Genomic DNA, 11800 nt, shown 5'->3' with positions numbered 1-11800 from the left:
TCACATGGAAAGCGCGTCAAGTTCCACATTACATCCTTGTGTAAAGCGGTTTCGTAGGACGGCAGGGTGTAGAGCCACCGGCCAGGTGAGATGCCGGGCGATAAGTGGCCCCATGAAAAACACCAGAAACAGAATCACCGTGGTGTGCCGCACTGACAATCCGCGGGTCATCCAGAACAAAACCGGCAGCAGGACGTAAAAGTGCGCTTCGACAATCAAGCTCCAGTAGGAGAGATTGAAACCAATGGGCATCGGTACAAAATTCGCGAGCCCGGTCGCCCATTTCCAAGCTGCGGTCAGGCAAGCTGGATCCCAGGAAACACACCAATAAAAGCCGATGAAGAGCAGGATCGAGAGATAGAATGGCGGGATGATCTTGCCGATGCGGCGGCGCGCATATCCTGGGGGATACCAGAAGCGACTGTCCGAATTCCGTCCTCGAAAAAACGGATAGGAAATCAGAAACCCGGAAAGCACAAAAAAGATTGGCACTCCCATCCACCCTGCCGCGATGACGTAGCCCGCAGCCCGCGACAGGCCGACGTGCTCGGGATTCGTATAAAGCGTGTGAAACGCCACGACTATCAAGATCGCGACGCCGCGCAGCCCATCGAGCACATCGAAATGGCGGCCGGTACTGGGCTTGATTTCCCAGCTTTCGATGATGGGAGCGGAGGGCATGGGCGGCGAGACTATGGCCCCTGGGGCGATACTGTAAACGCCGAACAAAATTCGGAGCACACCCACCGGGGAATGTGATAACTGAGAGCGCCCAAGGTCGTCACTAGAACAACTTAGAGGGGATAGTCCTCCCCATTTCCAGCCAGGCCGGTGCTTTCTACTAATTCCACCAGGCGATGGGCTCCCGCGATGGGTTGAGTGATGCGGCCCGTGGATTGAATGATCTCCCGAAAGCGCCCATCCCATTTCTTCGTCAACGGGGTATCCATAAAGCCCGGGGAAACACTGAATACCCGCACGCCCTTGGTCGCATATTCCGCGGCAAGCGCCAGAGTCAGGCCACGCAGCGCATGTTTCGCGGTGACATAAGCGCCAAATCCTTTTGGGGGGAATGTCTCGATGGCCGAAGACAGCACATTCACAATCGTCCCGCCACCGGTCTTGAGCATGGGGCGGATCAAAGACTGGGCACACAGCCAGCTTCCTTTCACCGCGACGTTTAAGTTGGATTCAAAGTCCTGCCAGGTTAGCTGATGCAATGGAACCGGAGAGAACGGGGCGCAGGCGTTATGGATGAGCGTCAAGCTTTCGGCCTCCTTGATCTCCGGCCGGTTCCAAACGGCCCTGTTTTCGGAAGTAATATCGTGCCGCAAGATACAGCCGTCTCCGCCAGCCGCGTGAAGATCGGCCGCGACTTGTTCGGCGGCCGCTTCATCCGACGAATAGAGCCCCACGACAAAATAGCCGGCACTACCAAAAGCCAGCACGGTCTCCCGGCCCAAGCCTTTGGTTCCGCCGGTGACGACAACAGTGCGTTTCACGATTCGTTACGGACCATGACCTGGACCCGGCTCCGTGCGACGAGGCAATCCCGGGTTACGTTCGTAAATACCGCGTCGAGGACGACTACGTTGCTCGCGTCCAGCTTCTGGCTCACCACGGCCTCCAGATGAATGGTGTCGCCAAGATAGGAAGGCTTGGCCAGACGGAGATCGACGGCCAGAAGGAGGCTCAACCGGCCCGGGAAATACATCCCGATATAGTGAGAGAGAAAACCGTTGAGCAAAGCGCCATGCATCACGCGACCCTCGAATCCGCAGGCCCGGGCATAGTCTTCATCGACATGAATCGGGCTCCGATCCCCAAAGGCGGAGAGGAAGTGATCATAAACTTCCTGCGAGATGACATAGTCCCGCGCTTCCTTTGCTCCCAGCGCAATATCCTCATAGCGAAAAGTGCGGGCGGTAGATGAAGAGTCGGAGCACATGCGTCAGGACTCTCTATAGATCAATCCAAATGCGGGCGCCATACTCTTGATTCTGAGGAAAACGGATTGATTCATCGTCACAATAATGAAGCGAATATTGCCGTAATTTCCGAAAACGTATTGGCAAAAAGAAAGAGACTCGCCGCGCAGTAACAAAAGGTCACGCACACGGCAGCGGAACGGATCCACCCGTTCGCGTTGTAAGCGCGAAAACCATCGCGCCCCAACCACTTTTTCAAGCCGATCGTATAGTAGTGATTCACCACCACTCCGAGCGCGTGAGCCGCTCCGAAAGCGGCATAATTCCAGCCGACGCCGTGCCAGATGCCCACGAGGAGAAAGACCACCACAATGGCCAGGGCGATGGCGTGGTTGGCCTGGGCGGGACCAAAGAGTCGCACGAGGAATTTGGAAAGCGGATTGAAAACCACGTCGCGCATATAAGCGGAGAGCGTGATGTGCCAGCGGTTCCAGAAGTCCTTCACGTTGCGAGCGGCAAAGGGAATATCGAAATTCTCGGTCACGGGGATCCCCATCAAGCCCGCCGCTCCGATCGCCATGTCGCAGAATCCGGAAAAATTCAGGTACAGGTAGAGGTAGTAAAATACCACCGCAACAGGCAGATCGATCCAATGGTGATAGTGACCATTTTTCAGCAGCGCTGAGTAACCCAGTTGATCGCAAAGAGCACCGAGAAACAGATACTTCACCAACCCTACAACGACGCGCAATGCCGCGCGCCCGGCGGGGATGACGGGGGGAAGCGGCTCGAAGGCCCGCCGGAAATTGCGGTAGGGATTGATCGGACCCACCGGAATGGTCGGCGCGAAAAGGCAAAAACCCGTATACTGCCAGAGGGAAGGCATGGGCACTGCGCCGTTGCGGACTTCCAGCACCAACTGGCTGCTCCGAAAGGCGACGTAGGAGTAGCCCACTAGATATGTAGTCAGCGGAAGCGCCGATAAACGCCGCAAGTGGTCATTGGGAACCGACGCCAGACCATAAGGCAGATAGCGTGCGGCGATCAGAATCGCAATGGGTGTAAAGAAGGCCAGCCACGACTTCCAATTCCGCTCTTTTCCGAACAGCCGAAGCATCGCGTATTGCCCCAGAACGAGCCCCAAATAGGCGATGAAAGCGGCGTTAAAATGATCATTCTTCCCATGCAAGAAAAACCAATAAAAACCCACCACGTTCAATCCCGAAAAGGCAATATCACGAAGAACGCCACCCAGCCTGGCAACGACCAGCCTGCCGATGACCAGATACGCCAGCCACGCGGCTATAAGTCCCACCTGAATCATCAACTAAAATCCTTTATACACCAGTCCTGTATTGGTGAATTCGACGGGAGAAGCGGCCACTAACAGCAAAGCGATCGCGGCTAAAGCCAGAAGCAAGATGTAGAGCGATTGCTCAGCGATTTTCCGTGGTTTCATAGAGCCGGACCAAGGTGGGCGTAATCAAAGGGGTGAAGTACTTCTGGCCGTTCTTGTTGTAATGAAAAAAGTCAGCGGTATAGAAAAGCTTCTTAAAATCCTCGCCACCGATTCCGGAATACAATCGCCTGGGCGGGATTCCCATCATCGTCACATCCGCATTCAGGACGGTGTTCCAAGGCTCACGTTCCTCGATGAGCGGATTGTTCGTCTCGTTACTGGAATAGACCGGATTGAGATGCAGGAAGACCAGCTTGCAGCCGTTCTCCTTCGCCAGCGCGGCGAACTTTTTCGCAAATTGAAGCTGCCAGGGGTTCGTAGGCGGGCCAACCACACGAAACTTCGCTTCCGTCGCCTTGGAGTAGAGAGAGACATCGGTCGGCTGAGCCCCGGTCTGGGGCGTGAATTCGGTAAATGGTTCTTCGGGATTTATCCCGCGTTCGACAGTCAGCGCACCCAGCCTTTCGTTGGAATTTTGAGAGTGCATGACATTCGCCCAGCGCAGCTTTTCAACGGATGGAGGCGCCTCCGGAATACTCGAGCGAACCATGCCTAATAAGTTTCTGGGCATACCCACAATGGCAGCGAAATAGTAAGACATCCGCAGGCGAGCCGGCATTCCTTCCAATGCCTCCGCGTCGTCTCCAAAGCGAAACCAATAGGGGGCGGCCGCGTGCGCGACATCATCTCCACGGTATTCATCGTCAAAAACGATCATCTTCACTTTCCGGTTTTGAAGAAGGTCTTGCGCGATAAAGTATTCGCCATCGAATCCGAGCCAGGCCCAACCCATCGTCAGGACCACCGCCTGGCGGCCCAGTTTGTCGCTCAACGCCTTTTGCACATACGGAGTATCGATGCCGGCCCAGAGCCGGGAAGAACCGACAAAGGCGATGTCGATGTCGCTCTTTTCCTCAAAGATCTGTTGATGCAGAAAGCCGATGGGCGCGTACCGCCAGGGCATGGATGCATAAATGTCGGAGCGCGGGGGCAGAAGGGATTTCCCCACGAGCGCCGGCAAAAGCAACAGCACCAGCAAGAGAAGCGTGAAAGCTCCTGCTTGTCCGGTGGAAGAAAACGCCGGCCGCATCAGCGCTCCTGCATTCGCTTCACAATCAGGTCGGCGAACTCACCCACATTGCGGGTCTGCTCGACCTCGCCTACCCGAAAGCGAATGGCAAACGCCTTTTCCACGGAAACGAGGAGAGAAATGTGCATCAGCGAATCCCACTCGGGCACTTCCTTGGCGGTCAAAACGGGAGTCAGAGTGACCGGTTCGAGAAAGACATCGTCGAAAACGGTCTGAAGCTGGGCGATAACTTCAGTTTGGTTCATAGGCGCGGCGCGCGAGCTTGATCTTAGTGGGATGTGACGGGAAAGGATCGATCGGCAGATTGTAGCGCCTGCCCTGCTCGTCGCTGAATACCAAGGCGAACCCCATTTCCGAATAAAAATCAGCCACCATGGTGTTTTTCGACGTGGGCAGATAGAGGCCCTCTATCCGGGTGCATCCCCGGGTTTTCCCGAGGCGTACGAGTTCGTTGAGGACTTCGTCTTCCACCTGGCGTTTCAGCACCCGGCAACTCATCAGCCAGGTGTCAATATGCAACGCGTCGCCGTCCTGCCGTCCGATGGCGACGGAGATGAGCCCGTGATCGCCAAAGCGGTCCCGAAGCCGGACGGAGAAGCCAATGAAACTGGGGTCGTTCATGAGCACGGTCAGTTCGGCCTCACTGCGCCGGCGCGTGGTGAGATTGAACTGGTTGCTCTTGTTGATGAGCTGGGCCACGCGTGGAATATCCACCGGCGCGAATTCTCTGATCACCGCCTCCATGTTCAGTGATTCCAAATACGCGCCCATATCAGTGGTCGCGGCGAGAAGAGCCTGGCGCTGGGATTCGGAGCGGTATTGGGCGGTGCGTTCCGTGTCCTCCGAGGTGATGTTCCTCGGCTCGAAATAGCGGCAGTCCTGCAACTGCGCGACGTATTCGGAAGGGTCCGGCCCGAGCAGGATGGTGGCGACTTCGGGAGCGAACTGCCGGACGATCTCGATTTCGGCCGGATTGTCATCGACGAAGACGAAGCTATCGAGGCCGAGCTCCAATTCAGCGGCCATCCGGCGCAGATTGTCGGACTTGGGTTCCCAGTTGGCCTTGAAGAAAACGACGTCCTCCATGCGCAAAACCATTTCCGGGTGCTTCTCGAATACCTCAGCGGCGACCGCGTGGTCGTTCTTGCTGACGACGGCGAGCAGCGTGCCGCGTTGCTTGAGCGTGACGATGTATTTCTGGAAGGCCTTGAACGCTTCCCCGCGCGGGGAGGTATCACCGAGTTCGATGCCGTCGATCCCATCATCCGCCACCACGCCGCCCCACAACGTATTGTCCAGGTCCAGCGCCAGCACCTTCTTCGGCGCCCGCCGCAGGTTCCGCAGGAGGTGGACGATTTCCCGGGCGAGATCGGGCAGGAGCGCCGGGGAGCAAGGCTGTTTGCTTTCGAACCAGGCCCGCTCATCGCGCGCCTCGATGCCGCCCCGGCGATGCGCGAGGAATTCCAGATCGCAGACGTGGAGATAGGGCGGCGCGCTGAGCCCCAGCTCGAGGTTCACCCATTTGCGAAAGGTCCAATCGGACGCAATCGTCCGTGCACGGTAGGCGCCGAGGTCATGCCGCGCGGGAAGCATGAAGTTGGTCATGATGACTTCGGCGCGGGTTTTCTCGTGGAGTTGACCGGCGAGTTCCAGCAGCGAATACACCACCTGCCGCGCGGCGTCTTGCGGCATTTGCCGTGGGTCGGTGAGCTGGCCGGTGTATTTGCACCGATGCTCGGCCGGCAGGAGGAGAATCACCTGGGGACCGAATTCATAAAGCGCGCTGCCATCGTCCATGATCTCGGAGATGTAGTTATCGAAATCTCCCAGCCACACGGTGCAGGGAAACCCCTCCACGTCGCAAAGATGCTCCACCAAGTCGTGGAGCGGATACAGGCTGTAGCCGCCCAGGAGCGCGAGCCGCACCTTTTCGTGGACCGTCTCCTTCCTCGGGATCTGCCGGGTATGCGCCTTTTTGCGCAGGGACGAGAGCTGGAAGAGTTCGCTGAAATCGGTGGCTTCGCGGGAGGCAACAGCCAGGCGATCCCAAAATTCGGGATTCGCGTCTCGCAGGAGCGTTTTGAGTTCGCTGGAGTGCATATCAGCCGGGCTCCTGAAGCCGGAACGGGTGCGTGGATGCGGGAATATTTTTCAAAGGCTTAATTCACCTTAATCTGGCTTAATTGACCTTAATTCCTCTCTGTAGAGGCGAAATCCCAATGGTGCGATTCCGGTGCGAGCGGGGAGGACGCGCAGGGAGGGAAAATTTTGGGGGCACGATTAGGCACGACCGGGCACGATTACTCTGGATTCTGAGGAGGCGGGCACGGCGGTGTGACCCTTGTTCGAAAGGGGATTGCTGCGATTTCTGATGGTTGATCTTCGTCATCGTTGGTCCTGGTCCTTCCTCCCACTCTACGCCTCCTCGAGTTTCACACTCCTCTTCCGTGGTATTCCTAGTGGAATACGTGCCTCCGCCTTCGTTCATTTGAACACTACCTCTTGGCGCCGGATTTGTCTACCAAATAGTGCGGCTGAATCGAAGTGGGCTGAGGGCGAGATGTTCATGGAGGGGCAACTAGAGAGGCAGCTTGCGACTGGAAACGGAAGGCCGCAATTTTTCGAGCCCGGTTTCGATCGCATCGACCATGGCAACGAGAGTGTAGCGGGTGGTGACCTCGACAAAGGCCCGATGCCGGATCGATTCCGCGAGTGCCGGATCATCGCACAATTCGCGAATGGCTCGTGCGCAATCGCCAGCGTCGCCGGCCGCAAAGGTCAGCGCGGTTTCACGGTTGCGGAAGAGTTCCCCGCTGCCGCCGGTGGTCGTCCCCACGACCACCAATCCCGAGGCCATGGCCTCCAGGGGAGTGATGGCAAACGGCTCCTCCCATTCCGACGGAAAAACGAGCACATCGTGTTGCGCATAGATCCCCGGCAGGTCCGTTCGCGGAACTTTACCCAGGAAATGGATCCGATCCGATAGACCCAAAGGGGTCAGCATTTCTCGAAGCCGGTTCTCGTAATCGGGATCCTGACCGCCACCAACGATGGTGAGGGTGAGCGATTCGCAGGCGGGTTCTGCGCAGAGAAGGCCGAGCGCCGCGATGGCAGTATGGATGCCTTTTTGGGGAATCAACTGACCCACGTAGAGCAATCTGCGCGGTGACCGCGCCGGGCGAGCGACGGCAACGAACAGTTGAGGATCAATGCCCCAATGCGCAACGAGTGAAGTTTCCGCGTTGACCGCGATCCCGACGCGGCTGGCGCAGTTGCTCAGGAACTGGCTGGCGAAGTGGCAGGTCTGATGACGGACAATTGGTTGGCCACGCACGAGGAAGGTTTCGCCGAAGAGAGCGCGGACGAAGGCGCTTTTTGCCGCGGAGCCAGACAGCCACGCGCCAATACGCCAGGAGACAAAATCCCCATCGGAAAGGAAAAACGCCAGGCGGCGACCGAGTAGTCTCGCCGCCGTGGGCAGCCAATAGCAAAGTCCGGCCTGGTTCCAAAAATAGACGATCTCGGCGCGATGATCCTCGACGGCATCCTTGAGAAGCCGGCATTCGCGAATTTTGTCGTGCCGCTCGTTGCCGCGAACATATTGCAACAATCGGTCCACGCCCACTTCCTCATCCGCAATCCCAGGGTAGCGGAATGTGCTCGTGAGGACGCGCACATCATGCCCTCGCTGGCGGAGCGCGTGGACCACGTCGCGACATCCCAATTCATAGCCTCCGATGTAATGCGGCGGATAGAGGTTGCTGACGACGAGCAGCCTCATCGCAAGACCGGCGGCGAGAGTTTGGCGAGGCAGGCGCGCAGGACGTCGTTCACACCGAGAGTTTTCATGCACTTGATATCGTAGGGGCAGCCGGTAATCCAATGCAGTCGCGGCAAACGGTGATAACACCCGGCGCACTCGACATCGGCAACGACGAACCCCTCGCGGAACTCCACAGGATAGAAAAACTGCGGGAAGGTGGGACCGAACAGGCCGACGGAGGGAGTGCGGGTGCAGGCGGCAATGTGGAGCAATCCGGAGTCGATACCGACAAACAGTCGCGCGAGCGAGATGACGGCGATACATTCCTCGATAGACAGGGCATCCACCAACGAGACCGTGCCCGGGATGTTTTCGACGGCGACCTGGCCAAAGTTCATGTAACGGGCGACACCAAGTTGCGCGATGTGGGTATGGCCGGCGGCGCGCAATTCTGCAACCAGGCGGACCCATGATTCGCGCGGCCACTCCTTGACGGTCCAACTGGGGCCGGGATGGATGAGAACGAGCGCGGAGGGGTCGAGATTTCGCTCCTCGAAAAGCCGCCGCGCCCTCTGCAATACCGCCGGACTCACGGTCAATTGCGGATGCTGATCGGTGACGAGCGTGTGAAATTGATGGCAGAATTCCACAATCATCGGCTCGCGCGCCACTTGGCCGGGCAGGTCGTCGCCGTGGGAGAAATGATAAAACCCGGCCAGCAAAAAACCGTACCAGTAGCCGACGAGACCGATGTGCTTGAGGGAGGTCGTGCGGTCGGCCACGCCAGCAAGGCGCGGGACATCCGCGAAATCGGGGTGGCAATTGTAAAGGAATGTCGCTCCCGCGTGGCGCTTCATCAACTCCAGCGCGGCCGGGATGGTGCAGATGATGTCCCCCATGCCGGTATAGCGGGAAAAGAGGACAGGGCGGCGGCGGTCCCGCACGATTTGAGGCAGGATCGTGGTAAGGACGAAAAGCAGGGTTTCGCCATGCCGCGCACAGAGATTGATGAAGGGCTTGAATTTGGATCGACGGTTGGGAGAACCAGCCATTAACGGGGAAGGATAAACAGATTTGTCGACTTGGCTGCGTTAAATATGTGTGTCGCCCTGAAAACCTTCCCGGCCCATCAGACTGGTTGCAGAAAATGGAGAGGAGAGGATCGCGAAACTGCGGGAAATGAGTTGAGTTCGGACGTGCCGTGAGGTCAGGTCTTGGACGCTCGAGAAAGCCATGAAAAACGTTACCATTAAACCCGATTCATGGCTGCGGCGGGTTCTACCGCTGACCCAAAAAACCCGTGCCTGGGCTTGGAAATATTTCGACCGGGTGGCGCTGCGGCTGGTGATCAGCGGCGGCCGGGTGCGATTCCTCGATACGGACCTGAATTTTCCGGAAGGGGTGGGCGTGACTTACTCAACTCCACTGTACTGGCAAGGAGCGGAGGCGTATGAGGCGCCGACCAGTCGCGCGCTGGCCGCCCTGCTCAGCCGTGCCAAGCTCTTTCTGGACGTCGGTTCCAACGTTGGCATTTACGCCGTCTATGCCGGGGTCAAGCATCCCGAAGTGATGACATTCGCTTTTGAGCCGGTGCCGGTGATTTGGGCGAAGAACGTCCAGTTCCACCGGGCCAACCATTTGCCGGAAAAAAACGTGTTGAAGCTGGCATTGAGCGCTGAAGAGAAGGTGGAGCAGTTTTTCCTGCCGATCTACACGACGGGCATCGAGGAGGAACAGACGGGAACGCTGAATGCACAATCCTGGCAAACCCGCGAACCCACGATCGAAAAGATCGACGTTCAATGCACGACCCTGGATCGGTTTGCCGCGAGCAATGCGCTTCCGGCTGGCTTCTGTTGCCTGAAAATCGACGTGGAAAACCACGAGGCGGCGGTGCTGAGAGGGGGTCAAGAATTCATCCGCACACGCCGCCCCTGGATTGTTTGCGAGATTCTGTATGGCCAAAAAGTCCACCCCACGACCGGTGAACGAATGAACGACAACCGGGAAATTCTGGAGATGATCGAGGAACTGGCGTATGTACCCCTCGCCGTGACGAGCGAGGGATTCTTTCGCACGAGCCTGGCTGACTTCGATCGATCGCGCACCTTCAAGGACTTTCTCCTCTTGCCGACGGAAGCTATGCCGGCCAATGCCTCGTATCTGGCCTTGGATTCGGTGAAGGAGTTGCTGCCGAAGGAGTGAATATGATCCCCGGCACGGCGCTCATCGCCACGGTGTACCAGGAAGGAGCAGGCATCCGCCGATGGCTCGAGGCACTGGCGGCGCAGACGGACGCCCCGGAGGAGTTCATCATCGTGGACGCGGCCTCCAGCGACGACACGGTTTCGCAGATTACGTCCTTCCCGTGGCCCGGCGATTTTCCCAAGCCGCATGTGATCGTAGAGCGCTGCAATATTGCCACGGGCCGGAACATCGCCATCCAGAAGACGGAGCAACCTGTGATCATTTCCACGGACGCCGGCAGCTTCCCCGCGCCCGATTGGCTTACCGAAATCACCCGGCCATTGATGGAAAACCCAGATCTGGAAGTTACGGGCGGGTTGAGCCTCCTGTCCGCCGATTCGGAATTTCAGAGGTTCCTGGCAAAGTTTGAGGCCCGCGAGCAAAGCGGAGTGAGCCCCAGCCAATTCAACCCTTCTTCGCGCAACACCGCCTTTCGCCGGCAGGCTTGGGCCGACGTGGGAGGGTATCCAGAATGGCTCACGCTGGCGGGCGAAGACGCCCTGTTTACCCTCCAACTGAATAAAATCGGCAAAAAAATGGACTACAACCCCAAGGCGATCGTTCATTGGGAGATCCGAAAGGACGCGTCCGCTTATTACAAATTGCTCTATCGCAATGGCTATGGAGCAGCGGAGGCAGGCTTTGCCAAGACCCACTTTCTCCGGCAGGCGTTGATCGTGATTTTTCCCCCGTTGTTGCTGCTCTCGCGACACCGGTTTCGCCATTTAAAATTCCGTTACCTGAAAAACTACTTCAACGCGCGGGGTTGGATGGAAGGTTATCTGAGCGGGCACCGTCCGCCTCCCGGTTGGCACCGTTTGGACGGTATTCTGTTGAGCCCCGAAGCCCAGCGATTCCTGCCTCCGACCGGTCTATGAGATCATCGGTGGCGGAGCTTTCGAGGTGGCGGATAGCGGCAGGGGATCTGGACGTAAAATGGAGCTTTCGCTCTCCTCAGGACATGGAAAACTTGATTTCAGACAAAAGCCTCGTTCGGCTAATCTACGGAGTATTGCCAAGTCCCGAGTTCGCCCCCTGCACCATGCCATGTCCAAATTAGAACCGAAGGCCATTCTGGCCACCTGCGGCTCCTGGCACATGCAACAGACCGCGAAAGCATTTGAGCACCGCGGCGCGTTGGTCGAAATCCTCGTCACCGACAAAAATAGCACGGGGATAGCAGAGGACAAATTCCGACGTTGCTGGCCTTATCACGTGGCCATGAAACCTTTCTACCATTTCGCTTCACAGATCTGGAGAGAGAAAGCCGCGTATGCCTGCTTCCCCATCTGGAAGCGCTGGCTGCAACGGCA

The 11800-nt window shown here is 57.7% G+C and carries 12 protein-coding genes; 3 read left to right on the top strand and 9 right to left on the bottom strand.

Annotation, left to right across the window (positions count from 1 at the left end):
* The 9 genes from ABJF10_RS10750 to ABJF10_RS10710 form a co-directional block, all read right to left on the bottom strand.
* A complete protein-coding gene (locus ABJF10_RS10750) occupies nucleotides 1-681 on the bottom strand; it encodes an acyltransferase (RefSeq protein ID WP_348544563.1) in 681 nt (226 codons plus the stop codon).
* 113 nt (nucleotides 682-794) lie between these two features.
* Nucleotides 795-1502, bottom strand: a complete 708-nt coding sequence (locus tag ABJF10_RS10745; RefSeq protein ID WP_348544562.1) for an SDR family oxidoreductase — start codon at nucleotides 1500-1502, stop codon at nucleotides 795-797.
* Nucleotides 1499-1948: a MaoC/PaaZ C-terminal domain-containing protein gene (locus tag ABJF10_RS10740; RefSeq protein WP_348544561.1), complete on the bottom strand. Its 450-nt coding sequence runs from the start codon at nucleotides 1946-1948 to the stop codon at nucleotides 1499-1501. The genes ABJF10_RS10745 and ABJF10_RS10740 overlap by 4 nt, the downstream gene beginning before the upstream one ends.
* 77 nt (nucleotides 1949-2025) lie before the next feature.
* The gene (locus tag ABJF10_RS10735) at nucleotides 2026-3252 is read right to left on the bottom strand and encodes an MBOAT family O-acyltransferase (RefSeq protein ID WP_348544560.1); all 1227 of its coding nucleotides are present in this window, start codon (nucleotides 3250-3252) and stop codon (nucleotides 2026-2028) included.
* Nucleotides 3253-3364: 112 nt separating this feature from the next.
* The gene (locus tag ABJF10_RS10730) at nucleotides 3365-4477 is read right to left on the bottom strand and encodes a hypothetical protein (protein ID WP_348544559.1); all 1113 of its coding nucleotides are present in this window, start codon (nucleotides 4475-4477) and stop codon (nucleotides 3365-3367) included.
* Nucleotides 4477-4722 carry an acyl carrier protein gene (locus ABJF10_RS10725; RefSeq protein WP_348544558.1) on the bottom strand — a complete coding sequence of 82 codons (246 nt, stop codon included), beginning with the start codon at nucleotides 4720-4722 and terminating at the stop codon, nucleotides 4477-4479. The genes ABJF10_RS10730 and ABJF10_RS10725 overlap by 1 nt, the downstream gene beginning before the upstream one ends.
* Entirely contained in the window at nucleotides 4709-6577 is a 1869-nt protein-coding gene (locus ABJF10_RS10720; RefSeq protein WP_348544557.1) for an HAD-IIIC family phosphatase, read from the bottom strand. Before ABJF10_RS10720 ends, ABJF10_RS10725 begins: the two co-directional genes overlap by 14 nt.
* Nucleotides 6578-7055: 478 nt before the next feature.
* Nucleotides 7056-8258: a glycosyltransferase family 4 protein gene (locus ABJF10_RS10715; protein ID WP_348544556.1), complete on the bottom strand. Its 1203-nt coding sequence runs from the start codon at nucleotides 8256-8258 to the stop codon at nucleotides 7056-7058.
* A complete protein-coding gene (locus ABJF10_RS10710) occupies nucleotides 8255-9292 on the bottom strand; it encodes a glycosyltransferase family 9 protein (protein WP_348544555.1) in 1038 nt (345 codons plus the stop codon). Before ABJF10_RS10710 ends, ABJF10_RS10715 begins: the two co-directional genes overlap by 4 nt.
* Nucleotides 9293-9473: 181 nt before the next feature.
* Here ABJF10_RS10710 and ABJF10_RS10705 point away from each other — a divergent pair, with 181 nt between their 5' ends.
* From ABJF10_RS10705 to ABJF10_RS10695, 3 genes are all read left to right on the top strand, one after another.
* On the top strand, nucleotides 9474-10445 hold the full coding sequence (locus tag ABJF10_RS10705) for an FkbM family methyltransferase (protein ID WP_348544554.1): 972 nt from the start codon (nucleotides 9474-9476) through the stop codon (nucleotides 10443-10445).
* Between the two features lie 2 nt (nucleotides 10446-10447).
* Complete coding sequence (locus ABJF10_RS10700) at nucleotides 10448-11365, top strand: glycosyltransferase (protein WP_348544553.1); 918 nt, start codon at nucleotides 10448-10450, stop codon at nucleotides 11363-11365.
* A 169-nt stretch (nucleotides 11366-11534) separates the two neighbouring features.
* A partial coding sequence (locus ABJF10_RS10695; RefSeq protein WP_348544552.1) for a hypothetical protein occupies nucleotides 11535-11800 on the top strand: 266 nt, incomplete at its 3' end.

Source organism: Chthoniobacter sp. (assembly GCF_040003245.1).
In the GTDB taxonomy this organism is placed as follows: domain Bacteria; phylum Verrucomicrobiota; class Verrucomicrobiia; order Chthoniobacterales; family Chthoniobacteraceae; genus Chthoniobacter.
The sequence above is the reverse complement of the archived record's forward strand: the minus strand, read 5'-3'. Positions and strand labels throughout refer to the sequence as shown.

What these genes read in the sequence shown, in the direction of transcription:
- ABJF10_RS10710 (WP_348544555.1), bottom strand. Translation starts at nt 9,292, where the DNA reads ATGGCTGGTTCTCCCAACCGTCGATCCAAATTCAAGCCCTTCATCAAT.
- ABJF10_RS10720 (WP_348544557.1), bottom strand. Translation starts at nt 6,577, where the DNA reads ATGCACTCCAGCGAACTCAAAACGCTCCTGCGAGACGCGAATCCCGAA.
- ABJF10_RS10715 (WP_348544556.1), bottom strand. Translation starts at nt 8,258, where the DNA reads ATGAGGCTGCTCGTCGTCAGCAACCTCTATCCGCCGCATTACATCGGA.
- ABJF10_RS10740 (WP_348544561.1), bottom strand. Translation starts at nt 1,948, where the DNA reads ATGTGCTCCGACTCTTCATCTACCGCCCGCACTTTTCGCTATGAGGAT.
- ABJF10_RS10705 (WP_348544554.1), top strand. Translation starts at nt 9,474, where the DNA reads ATGAAAAACGTTACCATTAAACCCGATTCATGGCTGCGGCGGGTTCTA.
- ABJF10_RS10730 (WP_348544559.1), bottom strand. Translation starts at nt 4,477, where the DNA reads ATGCGGCCGGCGTTTTCTTCCACCGGACAAGCAGGAGCTTTCACGCTT.
- ABJF10_RS10750 (WP_348544563.1), bottom strand. Translation starts at nt 681, where the DNA reads ATGCCCTCCGCTCCCATCATCGAAAGCTGGGAAATCAAGCCCAGTACC.
- ABJF10_RS10725 (WP_348544558.1), bottom strand. Translation starts at nt 4,722, where the DNA reads ATGAACCAAACTGAAGTTATCGCCCAGCTTCAGACCGTTTTCGACGAT.
- ABJF10_RS10700 (WP_348544553.1), top strand. Translation starts at nt 10,448, where the DNA reads ATGATCCCCGGCACGGCGCTCATCGCCACGGTGTACCAGGAAGGAGCA.
- ABJF10_RS10735 (WP_348544560.1), bottom strand. Translation starts at nt 3,252, where the DNA reads ATGATTCAGGTGGGACTTATAGCCGCGTGGCTGGCGTATCTGGTCATC.